The sequence below is a fragment of the Sporichthya brevicatena genome, from assembly GCF_039525035.1.
Taxonomy (GTDB): domain Bacteria; phylum Actinomycetota; class Actinomycetes; order Sporichthyales; family Sporichthyaceae; genus Sporichthya; species Sporichthya brevicatena.
This window is the reverse complement of sequence record NZ_BAAAHE010000012.1, coordinates 22,863-48,328: the sequence shown is the minus strand read 5'-3', so window position 1 is coordinate 48,328 and position 25,466 is coordinate 22,863. Positions and strand designations below refer to the sequence as shown.

At 71.4% G+C, this 25,466-nt stretch carries 20 protein-coding genes; 5 read left to right on the top strand and 15 right to left on the bottom strand.

What is annotated here, in order from left to right:
• Window positions 1-115: 115 nt before the first annotated feature.
• The 14 genes from ABD401_RS08620 to ABD401_RS08555 form a co-directional block, all read right to left on the bottom strand.
• Window positions 116-1,711 (bottom strand): alpha/beta hydrolase, encoded by a 1,596-nt coding sequence (locus tag ABD401_RS08620; protein WP_344603638.1) that lies wholly within the window; start codon window positions 1,709-1,711, stop codon window positions 116-118.
• A 27-nt stretch (window positions 1,712-1,738) separates the two neighbouring features.
• Window positions 1,739-3,388, bottom strand: coding sequence for an alpha/beta hydrolase (locus tag ABD401_RS08615; RefSeq protein ID WP_344603636.1), 1,650 nt, complete (start codon window positions 3,386-3,388; stop codon window positions 1,739-1,741).
• Between the two features lie 37 nt (window positions 3,389-3,425).
• Complete coding sequence (locus tag ABD401_RS08610; protein ID WP_344603634.1) at window positions 3,426-5,060, bottom strand: alpha/beta hydrolase; 1,635 nt, start codon at window positions 5,058-5,060, stop codon at window positions 3,426-3,428.
• Window positions 5,061-5,261: 201 nt separating this feature from the next.
• Window positions 5,262-6,803, bottom strand: a complete 1,542-nt coding sequence (locus ABD401_RS08605; protein ID WP_344603632.1) for an alpha/beta fold hydrolase — start codon at window positions 6,801-6,803, stop codon at window positions 5,262-5,264.
• Window positions 6,804-6,852: 49 nt separating this feature from the next.
• Window positions 6,853-7,776 (bottom strand): EamA family transporter RarD, encoded by a 924-nt coding sequence (gene rarD, locus ABD401_RS08600; RefSeq protein WP_344603630.1) that lies wholly within the window; start codon window positions 7,774-7,776, stop codon window positions 6,853-6,855.
• A 97-nt stretch (window positions 7,777-7,873) separates the two neighbouring features.
• On the bottom strand, window positions 7,874-8,665 hold the full coding sequence (locus tag ABD401_RS08595) for a hypothetical protein (protein ID WP_344603628.1): 792 nt from the start codon (window positions 8,663-8,665) through the stop codon (window positions 7,874-7,876).
• On the bottom strand, window positions 8,662-9,144 hold the full coding sequence (locus ABD401_RS08590) for a hypothetical protein (protein WP_344603626.1): 483 nt from the start codon (window positions 9,142-9,144) through the stop codon (window positions 8,662-8,664). Before ABD401_RS08590 ends, ABD401_RS08595 begins: the two co-directional genes overlap by 4 nt.
• On the bottom strand, window positions 9,141-9,803 hold the full coding sequence (locus ABD401_RS08585) for a hypothetical protein (RefSeq protein WP_344603624.1): 663 nt from the start codon (window positions 9,801-9,803) through the stop codon (window positions 9,141-9,143). Before ABD401_RS08585 ends, ABD401_RS08590 begins: the two co-directional genes overlap by 4 nt.
• 120 nt (window positions 9,804-9,923) lie before the next feature.
• Complete coding sequence (locus ABD401_RS08580) at window positions 9,924-10,361, bottom strand: hypothetical protein (RefSeq protein WP_344603622.1); 438 nt, start codon at window positions 10,359-10,361, stop codon at window positions 9,924-9,926.
• 374 nt (window positions 10,362-10,735) lie between these two features.
• Window positions 10,736-12,313, bottom strand: coding sequence for an alpha/beta hydrolase (locus ABD401_RS08575; protein WP_344603620.1), 1,578 nt, complete (start codon window positions 12,311-12,313; stop codon window positions 10,736-10,738).
• Window positions 12,314-12,370: 57 nt separating this feature from the next.
• On the bottom strand, window positions 12,371-13,441 hold the full coding sequence (locus ABD401_RS08570; protein WP_344603618.1) for a 2-oxoacid:ferredoxin oxidoreductase subunit beta: 1,071 nt from the start codon (window positions 13,439-13,441) through the stop codon (window positions 12,371-12,373).
• 1 nt (window position 13,442) lies between these two features.
• On the bottom strand, window positions 13,443-15,347 hold the full coding sequence (locus ABD401_RS08565) for a 2-oxoacid:acceptor oxidoreductase subunit alpha (RefSeq protein WP_344603616.1): 1,905 nt from the start codon (window positions 15,345-15,347) through the stop codon (window positions 13,443-13,445).
• A 118-nt stretch (window positions 15,348-15,465) separates the two neighbouring features.
• The gene (locus ABD401_RS08560; RefSeq protein WP_344603614.1) at window positions 15,466-16,782 is read right to left on the bottom strand and encodes an adenosylmethionine--8-amino-7-oxononanoate transaminase; all 1,317 of its coding nucleotides are present in this window, start codon (window positions 16,780-16,782) and stop codon (window positions 15,466-15,468) included.
• A gap of 31 nt (window positions 16,783-16,813) precedes the next feature.
• Window positions 16,814-17,884 (bottom strand): polysaccharide deacetylase family protein, encoded by a 1,071-nt coding sequence (locus ABD401_RS08555; protein ID WP_344603612.1) that lies wholly within the window; start codon window positions 17,882-17,884, stop codon window positions 16,814-16,816.
• A 68-nt stretch (window positions 17,885-17,952) separates the two neighbouring features.
• On the opposite strand from ABD401_RS08555, the gene ABD401_RS08550 reads away from it, so the two are divergent.
• On the top strand, window positions 17,953-18,762 hold the full coding sequence (locus tag ABD401_RS08550; RefSeq protein WP_344603610.1) for an enoyl-CoA hydratase/isomerase family protein: 810 nt from the start codon (window positions 17,953-17,955) through the stop codon (window positions 18,760-18,762).
• Between the two features lie 20 nt (window positions 18,763-18,782).
• Window positions 18,783-19,799, top strand: coding sequence for a hypothetical protein (locus ABD401_RS08545; protein WP_344603608.1), 1,017 nt, complete (start codon window positions 18,783-18,785; stop codon window positions 19,797-19,799).
• A gap of 712 nt (window positions 19,800-20,511) precedes the next feature.
• On the opposite strand, the gene ABD401_RS08540 is transcribed toward ABD401_RS08545, so the two are convergent.
• Window positions 20,512-20,844, bottom strand: coding sequence for a hypothetical protein (locus ABD401_RS08540; protein ID WP_344603606.1), 333 nt, complete (start codon window positions 20,842-20,844; stop codon window positions 20,512-20,514).
• A 255-nt stretch (window positions 20,845-21,099) separates the two neighbouring features.
• Between ABD401_RS08540 and ABD401_RS08535 the strand changes: the two genes are divergently transcribed.
• The 3 genes from ABD401_RS08535 to ABD401_RS08525 all read left to right on the top strand — a co-directional run bounded on the left by ABD401_RS08535 (window position 21,100) and on the right by ABD401_RS08525 (window position 25,457).
• Window positions 21,100-23,007, top strand: coding sequence for a peptidase M6 immune inhibitor A (locus tag ABD401_RS08535; RefSeq protein ID WP_344603604.1), 1,908 nt, complete (start codon window positions 21,100-21,102; stop codon window positions 23,005-23,007).
• Between the two features lie 137 nt (window positions 23,008-23,144).
• Window positions 23,145-24,008: a zinc metalloprotease HtpX gene (htpX, locus tag ABD401_RS08530; protein ID WP_344603602.1), complete on the top strand. Its 864-nt coding sequence runs from the start codon at window positions 23,145-23,147 to the stop codon at window positions 24,006-24,008.
• A gap of 3 nt (window positions 24,009-24,011) precedes the next feature.
• Entirely contained in the window at window positions 24,012-25,457 is a 1,446-nt protein-coding gene (locus tag ABD401_RS08525; RefSeq protein ID WP_344603600.1) for a bifunctional phosphatase PAP2/diacylglycerol kinase family protein, read from the top strand.
• Window positions 25,458-25,466: the final 9 nt, after the last annotated feature.

Sequence of the window (25,466 nt, the reverse complement as noted above, 5' to 3'; positions counted from 1 at the left end):
CCCGAATCTGGTCGCCCGCGCATTACAGGCGCCGCTCCACTCAGTAATGAGCACCGGGGGAGCGGTGCCGGACGGGTGGGTGAGTGGGTGGGTCGGAGAGGGACGGCAGGGGTGGTTACAGCGGGATCATGTTGACGATCGCGGCGAGCTCGGGCGGGAGGCCGAGGAAGTACCCCAGCTGACCCTGCTGCAGGGAGCGGTTGACGACCGAGGGCTCGGGGAACGGCGTGCGCTCGCAGCTGACGTCCGCCCCGTTGCCCGCGGCCCGGGTCGGGAGCGTGCCGTTCAGCAGGTACGCGGTCACGACGTCGTCGACGCACTTGTTGCCGCTGTAGACGGCCGCGTGCGTGGTGGCGCCGACCTCCAGAACCATCGCCGAGCTCGGGAACTCCTTCTTGACCGACTCCGCGCCCTCGTAGGGGGTCGCGCCGTCGAGGCTCTGCTGCACGAGCAGGAACGGCACCGAGACCTTCGCCCCGTCGACCGGCGGGACCTTGCCGGCCTTGGCCGGCCACCACGTGCAGGGGGCGGAGAACCAGAAGCTGCTCCAGGTGCTCTCCGGTGCGGTCTTCGAGAGCGCGAACGCGTCCTTGCGGATGCGGTCGTAGCTGCGCGGGAACTTGCCGTCGGTGCACAGGGTCGCGTTGAACGCGGCGTACCCGTTGTCGTCGGCCGGGCTGCCGAGGATCTCGTAGACGCGGGTGAGGAACGAGAAGTCGCCCTCGTGCGCGTCCGCGACGGCGGCGGTGATCGGCACCCAGAGCTGCTCGGCGTAGGCGCCGGTGAAGAACACGTCGGCGAGCTCGGACGGGCCGATCGTCCCGACCGGCGCCGAGGTCAGCTTGGCGCGCATCTCCTGATACGTCTTCAGCACCTCGGCGCGGGTGGACCCGAGGCCGTAGGTCGAGTTGCGCTGCGCGATCCAGTCGAACCAGATGTCGAGCACCTTCTGGAAGGCCTCGGTCTGCGCCTTGCCGCCGTCGGCGTAACCGCCGTAGTTGTGCGGGTCGACCATGCCGGCGAGGACCATCTTCGCGACGCGGTTCGGGTACCGCGTCGAGTAGGTCTGGCCGAGGAACGTGCCGTAGGAGAAGCCGAAGAAGTTGATCTTCTCCGCGCCGAGCGCCGCGCGCAGCGCGTCCATGTCCTTGATCGTGTCGATCGTCTTGACGTGGTCGAGCAGCTTGCCGTTCTTCTCCTTGCACGCGGCGGCGTACGCCTTGGTGCGCTCGATCCAGGCCACCTCGTTCGCCGCCTTGCGCGACTCGACCGGGGTGTAGGCGGGGCGCGGGCCGGCGGCGTAGTCCTTGACGCACGACAGCGCGGGCTTGCTCGACCCGACGCCGCGGGGGTCGAAGCCGATCAGGTCGAACTGGGCCGAGACCTCCGCGGGCATCATCTGCTTGAGGTACGCGGAGAAGCCGAGACCGGAACCACCGGGACCGCCGGGGTTGATCAGCATCGGGCCCTGCGACTTGCCGGTGGCCTTGACGCGGGAGACCGCGATCTGAATCTTCTCGCCGCTGGGCTTCGACCAGTCGAGCGGGACGGAGAGGAACCCGCACTCGGCGTTCGCGGCGGCGAGACTCTCGTCGCTGCAGGCGGACCAACTGATGGTCTCCGCCGCGGAGGCGACGGGATTGCCGGCCGTGGCGGCGACGACACCGGCGACCAGGCTTCCGGCGGCGAGGCTGGCGAGGAATGTGCGCATGAGGACCTCTTGTTCTCGGGCGGCGAATCAGCTGGCGCGGGACGGGAGAAGGCCGATGATCTTGTCGAACAGGGACTGATCCCGGGGCTGGGGGTCGGGGGCAGGCAGGGACGAGTCGACGTCGAACGGCAGCAGCCCGGGCTCGGGGCCGGCGCCCCGGGGGCACATGACGTCCGCGGCGTCGCCGGCCGAACGGGCCGGCAGTTTGCCGGTCAGCAGGTAGTCGGCGATCCGCTTGTCGATGCACGGGTTCCCGCCGAGGACCGCGCCGGAATGCGTGGTCGCGTCCTTCTCGGCGACCAGGACGGCCTTCGGGAACAGGCGGCGGACCTCGAGCGCCCCGGCGTACGGGGTGGCGCCGTCGAGCGTCGCGTTCAGCAGGAGGATCGGCGGAGCCTTCGAGCCGTCGATCTTCACGGCCGTCCCCGGCTTGGCCGGCCAGTACAGGCAGGGTGTGTTGAACCAGACGTTGCTCCACGTCAGGATCGGCGCCGTCTTCGCGACCTGAAAGGCGTCCTTGCGCCAGGTCGCGTACGCCGTCGGCCACGGGGTGTCCGTGCACTGCACGGCGTTGTAGACGGCGAAGAGGTTGTCGTCCGGGTCCAGTGACGCCTGAAACGCCGACTTGGCCGGCCCGATGTCGCGCCGCAGCACCCAGGCCGCGAGCGCGTGCGCCGTGTCGGCCCACAACGACTCCGCGTACATCGCCCGGACGAAGGCGTCGGTGAACTCGTTCGCACCGATGCCGTCGTGCCGGACGTCGCGCAGCTCCTTGATGACGCCGAGGTACTTGCTGCGCACCGCGTCGGCGGTCGTGCCGAGCTTGTAGGTCGAGTTGTTCCGGGCGACCCAGGCGAAGAACCGGTCGGCGACCTTCTCGAACGCGCGGTTCTGGTTGAGCTGCGAGCTGTACCAGATGCCCTTGGGGTTCACGTTGCCGTCGAAGATCATGCGGCGCACCCGGTCCGGGTACATCGTCGCGTAGACCTGGCCGAGGTACGTGCCGTAGGAGAACCCGAGGTAGTTGATCTTGTCGGCGCCGAGCGCCGCACGCAGCGCGTCCATGTCCCGCACCGTGTCGACGGTGCGCATGTGCTCCAGCAGTTCACCGTGCTTCTTGCCGCACGCCTCGGCGTACCGCTTCGAGCGCTTCAGCCACGCCTTCTCACTCGCCGTCGTGGTCTTGCCGGCCTTCGCGGGCACGTACGGCGGGCGCTTGCCCTCGGCGTAGTTGCTGACGCAGGACAACGCCGGCTGCGAGTCGCCGACCCCGCGGGGGTCGAAGCCGATCCAGTCGTAGGCCTCGCCACTGCGGTTGGGCAGCAGGTCCTTGAGGCCGGAGTAGGCGAGGCCGGAGCCGCCGGGGCCGCCGGGGTTCACGAGCATGACGCCCTGGTACTTCGCCGCCGGGACGCGCGACTTGGTCCGCGACACCGCGAGCTTGATCTTCTTGCCGTTCGGCTTCGACCAGTCCATCGGCACCGTCAGGTAGCCGCACTCGGTGGCGCGGCCGCCCATGCCCAACTGCTCGCAGCTGACCCAGTCGAGCTTGCCGGCGCCGGCGGCGGCCGGCGCCGCCTCGCTCGCCCCCGCGGTCCCGACCGGCAGCAGTGCGATCAGTGACGCACCGACCACCCCGGCCGCCCCGGCGACGCCGGGAACGACCGTGCGCTTCATAGCGACCCCCTGTGACTGGTCCTCAGCTCCGGTGGCGTCATCGGCGGTGCGCCACCGGGATCTGGAGGAGCAAGGTGTTGAACGGCTCCGGCGCGAACCCGTCGAAGAAGGCCCCCGCGGCCTGGCCCCGGAACAGCAGTGACGGCTCGGGCAGCGGCTTGCGGGCGCACTCGGCGTCCGGACCCTCGCCCGCCGCGCGCGCCGGGAGCGTCCCGTCGCGCAGGTAGTCGGTGACGTACGCGGTGACGCACGCATTGCCGTTGAGGCCGACGCCGTGCGTCATGCCGCCGACGTCGGAGATCAGGACCGAGGTCGGGAACTCCTGACGGACCCTCAGGGCGTTGGCGAAGGGCGTCGGCGCGTCCCGGGTGGCGTTGAGCAGCAGGATCGGGACGGAGATCTTCGACCCGTCGACCACCGGCGGCTTCGCGGACTTGACCGGCCAGAACGCACACGGCCCGGAGAACCAGAAGCTGCCCCAGGTGCCGAAGCGGAACTCCTTCGCGAGGCCGATCGCGTCGTTGCGCATCTTCGTGTAGTTGCGCGGCCAGTGGCCGTCGGTGCACAGCGTGGCGTTGAACGCCGCGAACATGTTGTCGTCGCCGACGCCGGAGAGCACGTCGTAGAGGAACTCCATGCGGGAGTGGTCGCCGGTCTCCCACAGCGCCCACCCGTCGGCGAGCGTCGGCCACAGGCTCTCCGCGTAGCCGGCGACGAGGAAGACGTCCTGCCACTCGGCCGACCCGATGGTGCCGACCGGAGACTTCCGCAGGTCGGCCAACCGTGCGTAGTAGGCCTCGGTGACCGCCTCCGCCGTCGTGCCGAGGTTGAACTGGACCGCGTGCGCGGCGATCCAGGCGAAGAACTCACCGGCCGTGTACTCGAAGCCCTCGATCTGCCCGCGGCCCGCGTCGCCGTAGCCGGGGTAGTCCGGCGCGACGTTGCTGTCGAGCACCATCCGGCGGACCCGTTCCGGGAACGTCGACGCGTACGCCTGCCCGAGGAAGGTGCCGTAGGAGATGCCGTAGTAGTTGATCTGCTGCTCGCCGAGCGCCTGCCGGATCGCGTCCATGTCGCGCACGGTGTCCATCGAGCGCAGGTGGGAGAGGATCTCGCCGTTCTGGTCGGCGCACGCCTGCGCGTACTTCTTCGTCCGGGCGACCCAGGCCGCCTCGTTGCCGGTGACCTTCGTCAGGTCGGCGGGCTCGTAGGCCGGGCGCGGTCCCTTGAAGAAGGACGCGTCGCAGGAGACGGCAGGCTTGCTCGCCCCGACACCGCGGGGGTCGAAACCGATCCAGTCGTACTGCCGGCCGACGCCGTCGGGCACCCGCTCGGGGTAGATCGCCGGGAACTCCAGGCCGGAGCCGCCGGGCCCGCCGGGGTTGATCAGCAGGACGCCCTGGCGCTTCTCCGTGGCCCGCAGGCGGGAGACCGCGATCTCGATCTTCTGGCCGGCGGGCTTCGACCAGTCCAGGGGCACCGGGACGAATCCGCACTCGGCGCCGACGCCGGTCAGCGCGGCCGACTCGCAGGCTCCCCAGGTGATCGCGGCGGCGGGGCGGGCCACGCCGGTGGCGTCGGCGCGGGCGGCCGGGGAGGTGGCCACGCCGAGCGCGGCCGCGCCGCTGACGGCGACCATCCCGGCGGTCGCGACCGCCACCAGAGCCCGCACGGGCAACCACCTCGCTAGCCCGGACCGGGGGCCGGGATTGACGCATCCTAAATGCGGCACCTTGGAGCGGTCCGGGACATGACCGAAAACTGTGGACAACCCGTCGAAGTGCTGGTCAGAGGCGGTTTTGCAGGTCCGGGCCGGGCCCGGCGACGAGCGTGAGCGCCGCGAGTGCGCTCACCGTTCCCCGCCGCACGGTGATCACGCCCGGGGGAGCGGCGTCCGGGAGCAACGGACGTCGGCCCCGGACCCGCTGGTCCGGCGGGGGAGCGTCCCGTCCCGCAGGTAGCGGATCACGCGGCGGTCGACGCAGTCGTTGCCGTTGAGGCTGTCCGAGTGGGTGGTGCTCCCGACCTGCGCGACGAGCGCGGAGCGCGGGAACTGCCGCCGCGCGTACAGCGCGCCGGAGAACGGCGTCGCGCCGTCGAGCGTCGTGGAGACGATGAGCAGCGACGGCGTCCGCGAGCCGTCGATCGAGACCGGCACCCCGGCCGGGGCCTTCCAGTACAGGCAGGGCGCGTTGAACCAGACGTTGCCCCAGGTCTCGAACTTCGCCTTCTTCGCAGTCGCGAAGGCGTCGCGGCGCCAGCGCGCGTAGTCCTTCGGCCACGCGACGTCGGTGCACTGGACGGCGAGATACATGCCGTAGCCGTTGTCGAAGTCGGCGATGTCGTTGGCGTAGCGGGAGCGGATCGCCGCCGTGCTCCCGCGTTCCCAGGACGCCCACGCGCTCGCGATCGCCCGCCAGGTGTACTGCGAGTACCCGGCGGTGAGGAAGACGTCGTTCCACTCGGCCGGCCCGATCGGACCCTTCTGACGTCGCGTCAGCGCGCGCTCCTCGCGGTAGTACCGCGTGCGGACCTGCTTCGTCGTCGACCCGAGCCGGTACGTGCGGTGGTTCTTCGCCACCCAAGCCCAGAAGCGGTTCATCGCCTTCTCGAACGCCCGGTCCTGGGCGAGCTGGCCGGCGTACCAGACGTTGCGCGGGTCGACGACGCCGTCGAAGACCAGCCGCCGCGTGCGGGCCGGGAACAGCGTCGCGTAGACCTGGCCGAGGTAGGTCCCGTAGGAGAAGCCGTAGTAGTTGATGCGCTCGGCACCCAGGGCCCGCCGGAGCAGGTCGAGGTCACGGGCGACGTCCTCGGTCCGCAGGAACGGGAGCAGATTGGGGTACCGGTCGGCGCACGCCTGGGCGTACGACTTCGACCGCGTCAGCCACTTCCGCTCGTTCGCGCTCGGCGGCTTCGCCGGACCGGACGACGGCCGGTACGCCGGGCGCGGCCCCTTGGCGTAGTTCGCCTTGCACCGCAGCGACGGTGAACTCGCGCCGACCCCGCGGGGGTCGAAGCCGACGATGTCGTAGGTGCTGCGCACCGAGCGCGGCAGGTCGCGGTAGAGGTACGCCGACCAGTGCAGCCCGCGCCCACCCGGCCCGCCCGGGTTCACCAGCAGCGGGCCCTGACGTTTCGACGTCGGCGCGGTGGCGCGGATCCGCGACACCGCGATCTTGATGTGTCGGCCGCCCGGGTCCGCGTGGTTCAGCGGGACGGCGAGCATGCCGCACTGCGCCCCGACCGCCCGCAGCCGCGCCTGGCCGCACCGCTTCCAGGAGATCGACGGCGCCGCGGCCACGGTGGCGTCCGCCGCCGGAGCCGGTTCGGCGTCGGCCGGGCCCGGCACCGCCAGCCCGGTGGCGACGAGCGCGAGCAGCGGGACGGTGACGAACGCGGCGCGGCGGCTCATGCGTCCGGAGTCTCGCAGACGTCCCCGCCGGCGACCTAGCGCGCGAGCCTCAGACGGCGGGCTCGGTGGTCAGGCGGAGCGTCCGCCGGCGCTGGTTGTGCACCCCGTCGACGGTGAGCACGACCAGCGCGACCCACACCAGCACGAACCCGGCCAACCGCTCGGGCGGGAGCGGCTCGTCGTTGATCAGGACGCCGATTCCGAACTGCAGCGTCGGCGCGAGGTACTGAAGCATCCCGAGCGTCGTGAGCGGGACGCGGCTCGCGGCGCCCGCGAAGAGCAGCAGCGGCGCGAGCGTGGCGATGCCGGCGCAGGCCATCAGCAGCGCGTGGCCGGTCCCGGCGTGCCCGAACTCGGCGTCGCCGGTCGAGGTGATCACCGCGAGGAAGATCAGGGCCGGCGGCAGCAGCACGACCGTCTCGACGGTGAGGCCCTCGACGGCGCCGACCGAGATCGTCTTCTTGATCAGCGAGTACGCGGCGAAGGAGAAGGCCAGGATCAGTCCGATCCACGGCAGCCGGCCGTAGCCGACGGTCAGCACGACCAGGCCCGTCGCGGCGATGCCGATCGCGGCCCACTGCGGGGCGCGGAGCCGCTCGCCGAGGACGACGACCGCGACACCGATCGTCACCAACGGATTGATGTAGTAGCCGAGCGCCGTCTCGACGATGTGGTCGGAGTTGACCGCCCAGATGTAGACGAGCCAGTTCCCGCCGATCAGCACCCCCGCGACCGCGAGCAGGCGCAGCCGGCGGCGGTCCTGCAGCAGCCCGCGCAGGTTGCGGCCGGCGGCGCCGCCGCGGCGGGCGAGGACCCAGATCAGCAGGGCCGAGAACACGACCGACCAGACGACCCGGTGGGCCAGGACCTCCGGGGCCCCGGCCGGCTCCAGGTGCGGCCAGTACAGGGGCAGCAGGCCCCAGAGCACGTAGGCCCAGACGCCGAAGATCAGGCCTCGGCGGTCGACGGTCACGCTGCCGAGGCTACGTGCGACCGCCCGGGCGGGCGAACCGATTGTTCGGTCCACCCGCCCGGGCGGGGTGTGATCTGCCGCGCAGTCAGCTGAGAACTCAGCCTGCGGTCGGCGGATCCTCCGGTGCGACCTCCGGCTCCGTGCCGGCCACGGACTCCTCCGCCGGGGCCGCCACCGGGGGTTCCGGTTCCACGACCGGCGTCGACGGAGCCCCAGGGGAGAGCTCCGGCGTCGGGGTCGGGGTCGGGGTGGGCGTCGGCTCCGGCGTCGGGGTCGGCGTCGGCGTGGGGGTCGGGCTCGGGGTCGGGCTCGGGGTTGGGCTCGGGGTCGGGCTGGGCTCCGGCGTGGGGGTGGGTGCCGGGGTCGAGAGGTCTTCCGCGGCGGCGGGGCCGGCCATCCGCGGCGCGACCGGCGCGGCGGGCGGCACGTAGGTGAACACGGAGCAGTTCACGGACGTGTTGGCGAGGACGTCCTGCGAGTTCTGGAAGTCGCAGATGGCGTCCGAGGACTTCCAGTACGTCCCGGCCGTGGCGAAGATCCGGTAGTGCTGGTTGCCGTTGTTCGCGCTGTCGGTCGACGTGCAGGTCTCGGTGACCGGCACGTCCATGCAGCCGTCGAGCGGGGCGTACCCGCCGCTGTTGCCCTGGCGGGAGACGCTGAACGTCGTCGGCAGCTGGCCCGGCACGGACACGATCCGGAAGTGCACCTTGATGTTCGAGCCCTGGCCGGTGCGGTCGACCTGGACGACCGGAGCGGCGAGTGTGCCCGCGGCGGCCCCTCCCGTCGACTCGGGGTGGGAGGTCAGGGTCCAGTAGGCGAACGCCGGGGCGACGGTGCCGAGGACGACCGTCGCGGCGACGCCCGCGACGACGAGGGAGCGGCGGTTCACGGCGTCTCCTGCGTGGTCAGCACGACGGGGATCGTGAAGGTGGCGCCCTGGCAGTTCGCCGGGGTGTCCATCAGCAGACGGACCCGGTTCGGCAGGGTCGTCACCGGCGACGGTCCCGGGGCCGTGACGGCGATGCTGAGCCCGGTGACGGCCGGCATGTCCAGGAAGGCTCCGCAACCGGTGACGCTGCTGATCACCGGACGGGCGGGGTCCTTGGCGATGCCGGTGACGAGTGCGTTCACCGGGGTGGTGAACGTCAGCGCCAGGCTGCCGTTGGGCGTCGTGCTCGGGAAGAGCAGGCCGGTGGCGGGGGTGACCGCGTTGGCGCGGATGGTCTGACCGACGCCCACCTTCGCGGTGCCGGAGCCGGAGCCGGTGGCCTTCCAGTAGGCGAAGGCGGTGCCGGTCGAGAGCAGGGCGCCGGCGGTGACGGCGGCGACGACCGCGGTGCGGCCCGCCCGGATGCGGAGGCGCGTCATCGCACGGCCCCCTTGGTGCGACGGGTCAGCACGACCGAACCGCCGCCGAGGGCGACGAGGCCGAGGCCGGCCAGCGCGGTCCAGAACGTCATCGGGTCCCCACCGGTGCCGGGAAGGTTGACGCCGCCGACGACCTGGTCGTCGTCCGGCGCCGGGGTCGCGACCGGCGTCTCGGCCGGCGGGGTGGGCGTCGGGTTCGGCGGGACGGAGACCCCGCCGACCTCGGCGGCCCGGCCGGCGAAGGCGAGGTTCACCGTCGAGTTCTTGCAGCCGTCCTGGTTCACGGCGGTGTTGGTCATCGAGACGCGCGGCAGGTCGGCCGGCGCGATGCCGAGCTCGGTCAGCGTGCGCGTCGCCCCGGCGGGCAGCGTGAACTCCCGCGTCGGGTCGAGCTGCTGGTCGACGACGAAGTCGGAGGTCAGGCACGGCGCCGCGGAGCGGGTGGTGACGCCGGCGACGCGCACGGTGATCTCACCCACCGTCAGTTCCGTCGTACCGACGTTGGTCAGGCTCAGGTCCAGCGCGCCGGACCCACCCGGGTACAGCGTGCTGTCGAGCGTGCCGCTGATCGTGAACGCGTCGCCCGGTGCGGCGTTCGCCGCCCCGGCTCCGCCGAGGACGACAGCGCCCGCCCCCAGGGCGAGTGCCGCCGTGCGCAACGCTCGCGCGTCGCGCCTACTGCTGGCTGTCAACGTGGTCCCCCCACCGCAACTGCTTCAACGTCCCTGAGAACTGGCGGTGGTGGCGGGCTCACCCCTGAACCCGCCACCACCGGGTGATCAGCCCGCGGTGTAGGTGAAGTCGATCGAGTTGTTCTTGCAAGCGTCCTGGTTGACGGCCTCGTTGTTGAGCACGAGCTTCGCCGTGTAGCCCTGGCTGGCGCCGGCGGCGATGTCGATCGGCGAGACGGTCGGCTGCGTGAGCGTGAACCAGGCCTTGTTGCAGTCGGCGTCCGACGGCTCGAAGTCGACAGTCAGGGTGCTGAGGGTCTGCGCGAACGACGCCGGGTTGGTGACGGTGACCGTCCAGCTCTGCTCGGCGTCGAGGACGAGCGGCGTGGTCAGGTCGCCCGCGACCTGGAACGCCACGTTGGTGCCGACCGAGCCCGTCCCGGCCCCGGTGCCACTGCTGGTCCAGTACGCGAACGCGGTCCCGGCGCCGAGGGCGACGACAGCGGAGACAGCAACGGCGCCGGCGAGCTTCTTGGTGATGCGCATGAGCGAGTTCCCCCCAGGGATTTTCGGTGTTGGCGGCGGCCGTTCGCTCGACCGCTCGACATCGAGATTGCCGTCCAGCAAACGCTCAGGAAGCCGTTTGGCGCTGCGGGTCTCACGACACCCGCTGTGACGAATGCACGTCAGGAATGGGCAAAGTCGCGAAAGCCGGAACCGACCGGGGGAGGGGGACGTCTAAGCGGCCCGCGGGGAACGAACTACCCGTCAGATGGGCGCAACCACCAAAGCGGACAGCGCGAGGTTGACACGTCCACTCACGCTGCGCAGTGGCCGGGAACGGCCATGATCGAAAACTTTTGCCGCCCGAACATTCAGCTGACGACCAGTCAGCTCACTATGTGGAACGCCGTTCTGCATCAGGGCTGCGGGTGCGGCGAACGGGCGCAGGTGACATCGGCGCCGGTGCCCGATTTGCGGGTCGGCAGGGTCCCGTCGCGCAGGTACCGGAACACCGCGCGGTCGACGCAGCGGTTGCCGTTGAGGGTGTTCGCGTGGGTGCTGTTGCCGACCTCGGCGACGAGCACCGCGCGCCGGAAGAGCCGCCGGGCCTCGAGCGCCCCGGCGTACGGCGTCGCGCCGTCGAGGGTGGTGTTGACCAGCAGCACCTTGGGTGCGCGGCTGCCGTCGACCGTCACCGGACGGCCGGCCGGGGCGGGCCAGTACAGGCAGGGCGTGTTGTACCAGACGTTGTTCCACGTCAGGAACCGCGCGGAGCGCGCGGTGGCGAACGCGTCCTCCCGCCAGGTGGCGTAGTCCGCCGGCCAGGCCGCGTCGATGCACTGGACGGCGAGGTACGTCGCGTAGCCGTTGTCCCCGCCCGACGCCGACTCGCGGTAGAGCGCCTTCATCAGGGCCCCGTTGCCGCCGGCGTAGGCGGAGAAGGCGGACGCCACCTCCGGCCACCCGCCCTGGTAGTACGCGGCGCCGACGAAGACGTCGTTGAACTCCGCCGGTCCGAGTTCGCCGTCGGGGTTGGCCGCGAGCTTCGCCTGCTCCGAGTAGAAGCGGTCCTCGACGGCCTTCGCGGTCTCGCCGAGTCGGTAAATCTTGTGGTGCCGGGCGACCCACGTCCAGAACTCGGCGATCGCATCCTCGAACGCGCGGTCCTGGTTGAGCTGCCCGCGGTACCAGACCTCCGCCGGGTCGACGACGCCGTCCCAGACCATGCGCCGGACTTTCTTCGGGTACAGCGTCGCGTAGACCTGGCCGAGGTAGGTGCCGTAGGAGAAGCCGTAGTAGTTGATCTTCTTGACCTTGAGCGCCCGGCGCAGGATCTCGAGGTCCCGGACGGTGTTCAGTGTCGGCAGGTGGGGCAGCACCCCGCCGTGCTTGGCCGCGCAGGCCGCCGCGTAGCGCTTCGACCGCTCCAGCCAGGCCGTCTCGTTCGGGCTCTGGACGGGGAGCTGACCCAACATCGGCTCGTAAGCCGGCCGCGGGCCACGGGCGTAGCTCGGTTGGCACGAGATCGCCGGCTTGCTGCGACCGACTCCGCGGGGGTCGAACCCGAGCAGGTCGTAGGTGGACGCGACGCCCGGCGGCAGCGCACCGGCGAGGTAGGTGCTGAGCCCGAGCCCGGAGCCGCCGGGGCCGCCCGGGTTCGCGATCAGGACGCCCTGCCGCTTCTTCTTCGGCGCGGTCGCCTTCACGCGCGAGACCGCGACCTGGATCGTGCGCCCGTCGGGCTTCGCGTAGTCCAGCGGCACGGTCAGGAAACCGCACTGGGCCCCGCCGGCCTGCAGTGAGCCCGAGGCGCATCTGCCCCACGTGATCGGCCGGGGTTTGAACGCGCTCGTCGCCGTCACCGCCGCCGGCTCACTGCTGCGCGCCTGCGCCGCGGGGACGGCCGGGCCGAGGGCGGTCGACGCGAGGGCGACGCTCCCGAGGCACGCGAGGACGGCGGTGGCGGGCGGCCGCAGGGCCCCGAACGAGATCACCCGGCCGAGCCTACGTGGCTCGACCGGGTGATCCGTGTTCGTGCGGGGACGTCCGGACTACGCGACGGTCCAGGTGTCGGTGCCGCGGAGCAGACGCTGCAGGTCGCCGGCCTTGACCGAGCCCTGCCGGAGCTGGGCGGTCATCTGCGCGTCGTAGGTCGGACGCTCGACGTCCCGGAAGACACCGATCGGCGTCTTGTCCAGGGTGAGGTCGGGCAGCCGGGAGAGCGCGAAGGCGACGCCCGGGTCCTCGGCGTTCGCGTTGTGGATCAGGATCTGCGAGGAGTTCTCCGGCGTCACGTCGACGACCTGGATCGTCCCGTCCGGCATGCGCATGACGCCGCGCTCGCCCTCGGGGCCGAAGCGGATCGGCTGGCCGTGCTGGAGCCGGATGAGGTGCGTCTTGGCGCCCTCCGGGTCCTTGAGCACGTCCCACGCGCCGTCGTTGAAGATGTTGCAATTCTGGTAGATCTCGATCAGCGCGGTGCCGGAGTGCTCGGCCGCGGCGCGCAGCACCTCCTGCAGGTGCTTGCGGTCCGAGTCGATGGTCCGGGCGACGAAGGTCGCCTCGGCGCCGAGGGCCAGCGACACCGGGTTGAACGGTGCGTCGAGCGAGCCCAGCGGGGTCGACTTGGTGACCTTGCCGACCTCGGAGGTCGGCGAGTACTGACCCTTCGTCAGACCGTAGATCCGGTTGTTGAACAGCAGGATCTTCAGGTTGATGTTGCGGCGCAGAGCGTGGATCAGGTGGTTGCCACCGATGGAGAGCGCGTCACCGTCACCGGTGACGACCCACACCGACAGGTCCTGGCGCGAGGCGGCCAGACCGGTCGCGATCGCCGGCGCCCGGCCGTGGATCGAGTGCATCCCGTAGGTGTCCATGTAGTACGGGAAACGGGAGGAGCACCCGATGCCCGACACCCAGACGATGTTCTCCTTGCGGAGCCCGAGGTCCGGCATGAAGGACTGCACCGCGGCGAGGATCGCGTAGTCACCGCAACCCGGGCACCAGCGCACCTCCTGGTCGGACTTGAAGTCCTTGGCGCTCTGGCTGACCTCGGTCTTGGGGACCAGCGACAGGCTCTTGTAGGCGAGCCCGGGGGGCGGAGTGTCGTCGCGAGGCGGCATCTCAGTTCTCTCCAACGTTGCGACGGGTGCGGGGCTTGGGAGCGTTGACGGTGGCGATGACGTCGGTGATCGCGGTCTCCAGCTCGCCGACGGAGAACGGCATGCCCTGGACCTTGTTGAAGCCCATGACGTCGACCAGGTACTTCGCGCGGAGCAGCATCGTCAGCTGCCCGAGGTTCATCTCGGGGACGATGACGCGCTCGTAGCTGCGCAGGACCTCGCCGGTGTTCTCCGGGAACGGGTTGAGGTGACGCAGGTGCGCCACCGCGACCTCGCCGCCGGACTGGCGGACGCGGCGCACCGCGGCGCCGATCGGGCCGTAGGTCGAACCCCAGCCCATGATGAGGACCTTCGCCTTGCCCGTCGGGTCGTCGACCGCGAGCTTCGGGATGTCGTAGGCCATCCCGTCGATCTTGGCCTGACGCGTACGGGTCATCAGGTCGTGGTTGATCGGGTCGTAGGAGATGTTCCCGTGCCCGTCGGCCTTCTCGATGCCGCCGACGCGGTGCTCGAGGCCCGGGGTGCCCGGGATCGCCCACGGCCGGGCGAGGGTCTTCGGGTCACGCTTGTACGGCCAGAAGACGCGCTCGCCGGACTCGGTCTCGTGGTTCGGCGTCGTCGCGAACTGCACGGCGAGGTCCGGCAGCTTCGTCACGTCCGGGATCAGCCACGGCTCGGAGCCGTTCGCGATGTAGCCGTCCGAGAGAAGCATGACCGGCGTGCGGTACTTCGTCGCGAGCCGCACGGCCTCGACGGCCGCGTCGAAGCAGTCGCCGGGCGACTGCGGCGCGACGATCGCGACGGGGCACTCACCGTTGCGGCCGAACATCGCCATCAGCAGGTCGGACTGCTCGGTCTTGGTCGGCAGACCGGTGGACGGGCCACCGCGCTGGACGTCGACGACGACCAGGGGGAGTTCCAGGCTGACCGCGAGGCCGATCGTCTCGGCCTTGAGGACCACACCGGGGCCCGACGTCGTCGTCACGCCGAGCGCACCGCCGAAGGAGGCGCCGAGCGCGGCGCCGACGGCCGCGATCTCGTCCTCGGCCTGGAACGTCCGCACGCCCATGCCCTTGTGCTTGGACAGCTCGTGAAGGATGTCCGAGGCCGGAGTGATCGGGTACGCGCCGAGGAACAGCGGCAGCTTCGACAGGAACGACCCGGCGATCAGGCCGTAGGACAGCGCCAGGTTGCCGGTGATGTTGCGGTACTCGCCGCTGGCCATCCGGGCCGGCTTGACCTCGTACGAGACCGCGAAGTCCTCGGTGGTCTCGCCGTAGTTCCAGCCGGCACGGAACGCGGCGATGTTCGCGTCGCGGATCTCCGGCTTACGGGCGAACTTGTCGCGCAGGAACTTCTCCGTGCCCTCCTTGGGGCGGGCGTACAGCCAGGAGAGCAGGCCGAGGGCGAACATGTTCTTCGCGCGCTCGGCCTCCTTGCGGGTGAGCTCGAAGGCCGCGAGCGCCTCGACGGTCAGCGACGTCAGCGCCAGCGCGTGCACGTGGTACGCCTCGAGGCTGTTGTCCTCGAGCGGGCTGATCTTGTAGCCGACCTTCTGCAGGTTGCGCTTGTTGAACTCGTCGGTGTCGACGATGATCGTCGCCCCGCGGGGCATGTCGGCCAGGTTCGCCTTCAGGGCCGCCGGGTTCATCGCCACCAGGACGTTCGGGGCGTCACCCGGCGTCATGATGTCGTGGTCGGCGAAGTGCAGCTGGAAGCTGGAGACACCGGCCAGGGTCCCGGCTGGGGCCCGGATCTCGGCCGGGAAGTTGGGCCAGGTGGCGAGGTCGTTGCCGAAGTTCGCGGTCTCCGCCGTGAACCGGTCCCCGGTGAGCTGCATGCCGTCGCCGGAGTCGCCGGCGAAGCGGATGATCACGCGGTCGAGTTGCTGGACTTGCTTGTCCACGCTGAGACTCCATGGTGGGGGCCTGTGCAGGGTCGGGCGGTCGTGCCTGCCCGCCTGATCGTCATCAAATCTACAGCCTGTAGGTAGGGCTGGCTGCGCTGTGCAGGATACTCCGGCCTCAAACTCCGGCGTTCGCGCGTGCACCCGCGACCATGGCCGCTGCGATGCGCGTCACGTCCGCGGCTCCGGTCACGTACGGGGGCATCGTGTAGATCAGATTCGAGAACGGCCGCAGCCACACACCGTGCGCCAGCGCGGCCTCGGTGACGGCCCGGACGTCGACCGGTCCGACGGTCTCGATGACGCCGATCGCGCCGAGCACGCGGACGTCCGCGACCTTCGGCAGACCGTCCGCCGCCGCCAGGCCCGCGCGCAGTCCGGCCTCGATCCCGGCGACCTGTTCGCGCCAGGCGCCGGTGGCGAGCAGGTCGAGGTTCGCGCAGGCGACGGCGGCGGCGAGCGGATTCGCCATGTAGGTCGGCCCGTGCATGAGCGCGCCCGCCTCGCCCGAGCACACGCTCGCGGCGACGGCGGGGGTGCACAGCGTCGCGGCCATCGACAGGTACCCGCCGGTCATGGCCTTGCCGACGCAGAGGATGTCCGGCACGACGTCCGCCGCGAGGTGGGCGAACCACGCCCCGGTCCGGCCGAAGCCGGTGGCGATCTCGTCGAGGATCAGTAGGACCCCGTGGGCGTCGCACAGCTCACGGAGCGCGCGCACGCACGCGGGGGAGTGGAAGCGCATCCCGCCGGCGCCCTGGACGGTCGGTTCGACGATCACCGCGGCCACCTCGCCGGCGTGCCGGGCGAGCAGGTCCGCCGTCGCCGCGACCCAGGCCTCGTCGAGCGGGGCGTCGTAGCCGTCCGGCGGGCGTGGGGCGAACAGGTGCTCGGGCAGGACCCCGGTGAACAGGTGGTGCATGCCGCCGACGGGGTCGCAGACGGCCATCGTCGCGAACGTGTCGCCGTGGTACCCGCCGCGGACGGTGAGCAGGCGCTGCCGAGGTTCCCCGCGCCCACGCCAGTACTGCAGCGCCATCTTGATCGCGACCTCGACGCCCACCGAGCCCGAGTCGGAGAAGAAGACGTGCTCCATACCCTCGCCGGTGATGGCGACCAGCCGCTGGGCGAGCCCGATCGCGCCGGGGTGGGTGAGCCCGCCGAACATGACGTGGGACATGCGGTCGAGCTGGTCCCGCGCGGCGGCGTCGAGCACCGGGTGCCGGTACCCGTGGATCGCGGCCCACCAGGAGGACATGCCGTCGACGACCTCACGGCCGTCGGCGAACTGCAGCCGCACGCCCGACGCCCCCACGACCGGGTACGCCGGGGTGGGGTCGGTCATCGAGGCGTACGGGTGCCAGACGTGTGCGCGGTCGAGCGCGATCAGCTCGGCCGTGTCGGCGGGAACCCCGGGGGTGACGAAGTCGGTCACCCCGCGGAGTCTGTCACTGCCGCGTCCGGGGTCAGTACCCCATCGACTGCGTCGGGCGGGCCTGGAGCTTGGCGAGCACCGACGCCGGCTGGCTCTCCATCCAGTCGATGAGCTCGACGAACGAGACGCACCGCGTGTTCGGCTTCGTGCAGGTCTCCTTCACGAAGTCGTACAGGGCGTCGGCGTAGATGCCGCCGTTCCAGGTGTTGAAGTGCGCGCCGAGGATGAGCGGCGCCCGGTTGCCGTTGTAGACCGCCTTGTACGCGTTGCGGTACGTGTTGAGCACCTGGGAGTACCAGGCGGGCCGGCGCGAGGCCGCGCCGTTGACGGCGCCGCTCTGCCGCTCGAAGAAGTTGTAGTCCATCGACAGCACCGAGGTGCCGGTGCCGGCCATGCGCAGCGACTGCTGGGGGATGTCCCACATGCCGTTGGCCATCTTCCGCGGCCAGCGCAGCGAGCCCGAGTTGCTGGTGTCGTACCGGTAGCCGTTCGCGACCATCGCCGGGTACATCGCGGACCGGTTGCCCTCCAGGCACGGGGTGCGGCCGCCCTGAATGACACCCGAGTCCCAGCCGAGCGGCCGGACGTCGGTCGCGTTGTTGTTCACACGCCAGTTGTCGAGGAACGAGTTGAACTGGCGAATCTCGCTCAGCCAGTCCGCGGTCGACCAGCGCTGGACGCCGGTGCTGCCGCAGAAGTGGCCGTTGTAGTGGGTGCCGATCTCGTGGCCCTCGGCGCGCGCGGCCCGGATCTGCTCCATGCGGGGGCGGACGTTCTCCGCCGCGGCGAAACCGACCTCGGACGCGCCCTGCCGCTTGCCCGGGGGCCGGTACAGGTACGCCTTCTGCTCCGGCACCAGGTAGGTGCCGGTGAGGAAGAACGTCATCGACGCATCCACCTGGGACGCGAGGGTGCGCCAGCGCTGCCACGCGGGGATGCTGCCGCCGCCGTCGAACGAGACCACGATGAATTGCGGCGGCTCCCCTCCGGTCGCCGCCGTGGATCCCGTCGCCGTCGGCGACAGCATCGCCACTCCGGCGAGCAACGAGGAGGCCAACGCCACGAGGCCGCCGGTCCGCATCTTCTGCCGGATTCTGCGCATGACGGCACGGTAAGAACGCCGTGTCAGCAAAACGGGCGGTTTGCCGGATTTGGGTGAGGGATTCACACGTGGACGCTGCGGAACAGGAGACCGGGACCCCCCGGCAGTACGTGCGCTACGCGCTCGACGGCCACGTCGCGACGATCACCTACGACCGTCCCGAGCGGCTGAACGCAATCGACGGCGCCATGCGCACGCAGATCAACGCCGCCTTCGCGCGGTTCCGGGACGACGAGGACGCCTGGGTCGCGATCGTCACCGGCACCGGCCGGGCGTTCTGCGCGGGCGCGGACCTGCGCTCGGAGACCGGCAACCCGGCGGGCGACTTCCCCGGCACCTTCTGGGAGAAGCCGACGGTCAACTCCTTCGAGAGCGGCTGGGAGATCTTCAAGCCCGTCATCGCCGCGGTGAACGGACACTGCCTCGGCTACGGCCTGACGCTCGTGACCTGGTGCGACTTCGTCCTCGCCTCCGACCGCGCGACCTTCGGCTATCCGGAGGTGACCGTCGGCATCCCGACGATCGTCGGCGCGCTGCGCCTGCCGCAGCGGATGCGCTGGCACGACGCGATGGAGCTGCTGCTGACGGGGGAGCGGATCGACGCCGAGCGTGCGCTCCAGGTCGGCCTCGCCGGCCGGGTCGTCCCGCACGAGGAGCTGATGACCGAGGCCCGGGCCCTCGCCGACCGCCTCTGCCGCGCCGCCCCGCTCGCCGTCCGCGCGACGAAGGAGATGGCCGTCCGCGGCGCGAACCTGCCGATCACTGAGGCGATCCGGTTCGGGGAGACCATGCGCAAGGTCGTTCAGGCCACCGAGGACGCCGCCGAGGGCGCCGCCGCGGCCGCCGAACGGCGGGCCCCGGTCTGGCGGGGACGCTGATCCGTCCCTAGCGTCGAGGGGTGAGAACCCGTCGCGGTGCCCTCGGCGCGCTCGTTCTGAGCATCGTCGGGGGCGCACTCGCGGCGCCGGCGGCGGCGGTCCCGACCGCCGGATCCGGTGACGGGCGCATCGCGTTCGTGGCGGACCGGGACGGGAACCCCGAACTGTTCGTCGCCGACGTCGCGTCGGGGCGCTCGGTCCCGCTGGCCCACGACCCGGGCCGGGACGCCTCGCCCGCGTTCTCGCCGGACGGGAGCCGGGTCGTCTTCGCGAGCAACCGCGCCGGGACCGACGATCTCTGGCTGGTGAACGTCGACGGCACGGGCCTGACCCGGCTGACGCCCGGCGACCTGCCCTCGATCGACCCGTCGTTCTCGCCGGACGGCACGCGCATCGTCTTCGCCGGTCTGCGGGCCGGCAACTCCGACATCTACGTGATGGACGTCGACGGCCGGAACCGGCAGCGGCTGACGACCCACCCGAGCACGGACTACAAGCCGACGTTCTCGCCCGACGGCACCCGGATCGCCTTCACGAGCCTGCGCAACGACAACGCCGACGTCTACGTCATGGACGCCGCCGGCGGCCCGGCCACCCGGCTGACGAAGACGCTCGCGTTCGACACCGAGGCCGCGTTCTCACCCGACGGGCGGACGATCGCGTACACGAGCACGATCGGCGGCAGCCCCGACATCTGGCTGATGGACGTCGACGGCCGCAACCCCCGGCAGCTGACCTCTGACGCCGCCTTCGACGCCGCTCCCGCGTTCTCGCCCGACGGCACCCGCATCGTCTTCGACAGCGACCGGGACGGCGACGAGGAGCTCTACCTGATGGCGCTGACCCCGCCGTTCACCGCCGTCCGGCTCACGAACAACGACCGCGGCGACACCCAGGCGGCGTGGGGTCCCGGCTCGACCGGAGCTCCCGACCCGTTCTCGGCGCCCGCCCCGGGACCCGGCATCCAGGCCCCCTGCGGGGACCCCGCGACCACGCTGGTCCGGGAACTGTTCGGTCAGCCCCCGATCGTCTGCTGAGCGGCCCCCTGCGCCGAGGCGCGCTGCGTGCGGCGCCCGGCGCGGCGGTGCGCAGGGTGGTGGAGTGCGCTTTCGGGAGAGCGCGGCACCGTGGGTCGGGCGATTGGGGTGCTGGAGTGCGCTTTCGGGAGAGCGCGGCACTGTGGGTCGGGCGTTCGGGGTGCTGGGGTGCGCTTTCGGGAGGGGGCGGCACTGTGGGTCGGGCGTTCGGGGTGCTGGGGTGCGCTTTCGGGAGAGCGCGGCACTGTGGGTCGGGCGTTCGGGGTGCTGGGGTGCGCTTTCGGGAGAGCGCGGCACCGTGGATCGGGCGATTGGGGTGTTGGAGTGCGCTTTCGGGAGAGAGGAGTGCCGGCGCGGCGAGGATGTGCTCTGGGCCGCGGCGAGTTCCGGCGGGGCGAGTGCCGAGGTGCGCTGAGTGCGCAGATGGGCCCGGCTGGCTGCGCGCCGGCCGGTGCTGATCTGCGCAGTGGGGGCAGGTGAGCACACGGCGCCGGGGTGCGCAGGGTGCTGGAGTGCGCTTTCGGGAGACGAAAGCACTGTGGATCCGGCGATTGGGGTGCTGGAGTGCGCTTTCGGGAGACGAAAGCACTGTGGATCCGGCGATTGGGGTGCTGGAGTGCGCTTTCGGGAGACGAAAGCACTGTGGATCGGGCGATTGGGGTGCTGGAGTGCGCTTTCGGGAGTACGCGGCACCCGGGCGGCGAGAGAGCCCCTACGTCGCGGCGAACTCGCCGGCGTGGGTGATGCGGACGGCGGCCCACAGGGCGGTGACGGTGGCGGCGACGAAGCCGACGCCGAGCCAGGTGAACGTGGGGTCGCCGTCGGCGGCGCCCTGGGCGAGGTACATGAACGACATCAGGGCGAGGACGCACGAGGTCAGCGTCAGGCAGTAGGAGTAGAACCGCAGGCGGGACAGCTTCGCCTCGTAGGCGGCCCGGGCGCGGCGGAGGTGCTCGCGGTCGGCGCGGTCGGCGGGGACGGCGTGGACCGGGGCGGGCCGCACGGGGGCCGGGGGCGCGTAGGCCGCCTCGATCTGCTCGGTCATTGCTCCCCTGGATGCCGGGACGGGAGTGCCAAAACGGTGATCAGCGGGCGGATGGTGTCAATCCGGGTATCCGTCCCCTGTTCGACACTGTGCCAGCGGAAGCAGATCGGCAAACCTGCTGCGGTCCCGAAATCGGCAAAACGCTCCACGGCGTACCAAGGTCGGATGCTTACACTGCGCCAAAAGTCCCGCTCGCGCGCTTCGCCCACCAGGCGTGCGCCGGGCTTTGTGCGTCAGATCGAAGGGGTCGTCCGGATGTCTCGTACCCGCAGGCCGGGAGCTCGTTCGATCGCCGCGCTGAGCGCGCTGGGCCTGGCGGTGGGCCTCGCGGCCGGCCTGTCGGGCTCGACGGCGAAGGCCGACGTGCCGTTGATCGACCAGGCGCTCGCGGACCCGTTCTCCGCCGCCTCCCACGCCCTGGACCCGGGCGTCATCGCGCACTTCCCGCACGACGCGGTCTTCAGCCTCTCGCCCGAGCTCGCCGCCCTGGTCGGCAGGGCGACGGTGAGCGCGGACGAGGCGGCCAAGCTCCTCTCGCAGCGCAACGCGAGCAGCGGCCTCGCGGCGCGGCCGGGCGTCCTGCCGGCGGACACGCCCGAGGTCGGCACGAAGCGGCTGTGGCCCGCGCTCGACATGGTCGGCAAGACCAGTAACTCGGTTCCGCCGTTCGGGTTGTACCTGAAGGAGTACACGCTCCAGGCCAAGCGCGAGAACATCGAGATCTGGGTCGCCAGCGGCACCGACGACATCTCGACCGGCACCCAGTTCCCGGCCGGGGACTGCCGCTCGGTCGAGGCCGACCCGACGGTCGTGACGCCGGCTCAGGCCCAGGCGCTGGCCGACGAGTTCCAGGACAAGCAGCTGCCGATCTCGTCGAAGTACTTCTCGACCGCCCCGCCGCGGGACGGCACGAAGGGCATCGGCCAGCTCGGTCTGCTCGGCGGGCCGGACTTCACCGGCAACGGCAACTCGGTCGTCACGCTCGTCGACAACGTGCGGGACCCGAACTTCTACGACTTCGTCAACAACCGCACCTACATCGCCGGGTTCTTCGCGCCGATCTTCAACCTCATCACCGACCGCAACGTGATGACGATCGACGCCTTCGACTGGCAGCACCGCACCGGGGCGAACCCGAAGAACGAGCCGGACGAGGACATCTGCAAGTCGCGGCCGGCGCGCCCGCGGACCTACGAGAGCGTCTTCATCCACGAGTACCAGCACCTGCTGCACAGCTACACGAACCCGAACCCCTCGCCGGTCGGCCTGCCGTTCCGGAGCGAGGACCTCTGGATCAACGAGGGCCTGTCGGACATGGCCCCGATGTTCGCCGGCTACGCGGACCCGTCGATCACGGTCGACCGGATCGGCGCGGAGTCGCACATCTTCTGCTTCCAGGGCTACGGCGAGAAGAAGGGGAAGGGCAACGCCAACCCCAACTACTGCGGTGGTCCGGAGAACTCCCTGACGCTGTGGGAGGACCAGGGCGGCAACTCCGACATCCTGGCCGACTACGGCAACGCCTGGTCGTTCATGATCTTCCTCCACGACCGGTACGGCCCGGAGATGATCTCGGCGCTGCACCGTGACCCCGAGTTCGGTCTGGTCAGCCTGCAGAACCTGCTCAACGAGTTCGGCGAGGGCGTGGACGCCTACGACGTCCTGCACGACTTCCAGCTGATGAACCTGCTCGACAACATCGTCAGCGCGAAGGGCGTGAAGCTGACCGGCGTCGACAAGGCGCGGATCACCTCGAAGCTGCTCAAGGCGCAGATCAACTACCGCTACAAGGCGGCCTACGCGGCGCCTGGCGCGGCCCCGAACGGCGCGGACTACGTCGAGCTGCTCGGCCCGAACGGACCGCTGGCCGGCAAGGACCTCAAGTCGCTGACCTTCGTCGGCCCGGCGACGGGCCCCGGCGACGTGCCGGTCGAGAACTGGATGGTCCGGCTCGTCGGCATCGACGCCAAGGGCAAGCGGGTCCTGGTCCGGTCGTTCGAGAACGCGACCAACCTGACCCTGACCGCGGCGGACCTGAAGGAGTTCGCTCCGTTCAAGACCGTGATCGCCGTGGTCAGCGTCGACGACCTGGTCGGGGCCCACTCGGGCTACGTGCCCTACAGCCTGACGGTCAACGACCAGCTCCAGCCCGGCGGCGCCTGAGCCGGTCCTCCCCCGACGGGGGCTCCCGCGGTAGAACTGAGGCTCGCGGAACGTCGGCCAGGGCATGAGCGTTGTCCCTGGCAGAGACGCTTTCGGGTAGAGCCGCAGCGCTCCACCACGGGATGGGAGAAACGTCGATGCACGGCCACCGGCACTACAACGGGTTGAAGACGGCCGCCCTCCTCGGGCTGCTGTCGGCCATGTTCATCGGGGCCGGGGGGCTCCTGGCGGGCACCACCGGTCTGTTCCTGGGCGGTCTGCTCGCCCTTGCGATGAACGGTTACGCGTACTTCAACAGCGCGAAGCTCGCGCTGCGGTCGATGCACGCCCGCCCGGTCAGCGAGGCCGAGTTCCCCGCGCTGTACCGGATCGTCCGCGAGCTCTCGACGCAGGCGAAGCAGCCGATGCCGGCCCTGTACATCTCCCCGACCCAGGCCCCGAACGCCTTCGCCACGGGGCGGAACCCGCGCAACGCGGCGGTCTGCTGCACCGAGGGCATCCTCGGGCTGCTCGACGAGCGGGAGCTGCGCGGCGTGCTCGGCCACGAGCTCGCCCACGTCTACAACCGCGACATCCTGATCTCCTCGGTCGCGGCGACGATCGCCGGCGGCATCGTGATGATCGCCAACCTTGCGTTCTTCCTCCCGAGCGGCGGCGACGACGACCGCCCGAACCCGCTCGTCGCGCTGCTGATCATGTTCCTCGGCCCGCTCGCGGCCGGCGTCATCCAGATGGCGATCAGCCGCTCCCGGGAGTACCAGGCCGACGCGTCCGGCGCCGAGCTGACCGGCGACCCGCTCGCCCTCGCGAGCGCCCTGCGCAAGCTCGAGCACGGCACCCAGGCCGCGCCGCTGCCGCCGCAGCCGTCGCTGCAGACGACCAGCTCGCTGATGATCGCCAACCCGTTCCGGGGCGGCGGGATCTCCAACCTGTTCTCGACCCACCCGCCGATGGCGGAGCGGGTCCGTCGGCTGGAGGGCATGGCCGGCTACCGGCGCTGATCGGTGGCCTGGCCGCGTCTGGACGACGCCCTCTTCGCCCGCTGGCACCGGACCGAGACACCGCGGCTCGACCGGGTCCTGCCGCCGCTGTCCCGGGCCGCCGACCACGGCGTGCTCTGGCTCGGCGTCGCCGGTGCGCTGTGGGCGTCGGGGCGGCCCGAGCTGCGGCGGGCCGCGCTGCGCGGGCTCGGCGGGCTGGCGCTCGCGAGCGCCGCGACCAACGGTCCCGGCAAGTGGCTGACGGCGCGCCCGCGCCCGGCCGGTGACGTGGTCACCGTCGCCCGGCGGCTGGTGCGCCCGCCCCGGACCTCGTCGTTCCCGTCGGGCCACTCGGCGTCGGCGGCGGCCTTCGCGACCGGGGTCGCGCTGGAGCAGCCCGCGGCCGCGGTGGGGGTCGGGGTGCTCGCCGCCGGAGTCGCGGCCTCCCGCGTCCACACCGGCGCGCACTACCCGGGGGACGTCCTCGCCGGCCTCGCCGTCGGGGCCCTCGCGACCTACGGGCTGGCCCGGGTGTGGCCGCCGCGGTCGCCGGTCGACCCGGTCGAGCGGGCCCCGGCCGCGGACGTGCCGGTGGCCCCGGACGGGTCCGGCGTCAGCGTCGTCGTCAACGCCTCTGCGGGCGACGGTGAGGGGGAGGTCGCGGCCGAGATTCGCGCCGCCCTGCCGGCCGCGAGCGTGCGCGAACTCGGACCGGACGACGACGTCCCGGCGGTGCTGGCCGAGGAGGCCCGGAAGGCGCGGGTCATCGGCGTCGCGGGCGGGGACGGGACGATCAACGCCGCCGCCGCCGTGGCCCTCGAGGCCGACCTGCCGCTGCTGGTGATCCCGGGCGGGACGCTCAACCACTTCGCGCGCGACCTCGGCCTGAGTTCCGTCGAGGACGCCCTGGCGGCGGTCCGCACCGGGGAGGCGGGCTGGGTGGACGTCGGGGGCGTCGAGGTCGACGGGGAGCGTCAGGTCTTCCTCAACACCGCGAGCCTCGGCGGCTACGCGGAGATGGTGCGCGCCCGGGAGCGGATGGAGCAGCGGCTCGGGAAGTGGCCGGCGATGGTCGTGGCGCTCGGCCGCGTACTGCGTCGCTCGGACCCCGTCGAGCTCCGGATCGACGGCCGGGACCGGCGGGTGTGGCTGCTCTTCGCCGGCAACTGCGTGTACTCCCCGCCCGGCTCGGCGCCCTCGTGGCGGGACCGGCTCGACGACGGGCTGTTCGACGTCCGGCTCGTCGACGCGACCCAGCCGATGGCGCGGACCCGGCTCGTGACCGCCGTCCTCACCGGCCGCCTCGAGCGGTGCCCGGCGTTCGAGGCGTGGACGACCGAGTCCCTCGACGTCGAGTCCCGGTCCGGGGCCCTGCGGCTGGCCCGCGACGGCGAGGTCGGTGACCCGGCCCGGACCTTCCGGCTCGGCAAGGCCGGCCGGTTGCGGGTGTACCGAGGCGGCGCGCGGTGATCGCGGTGG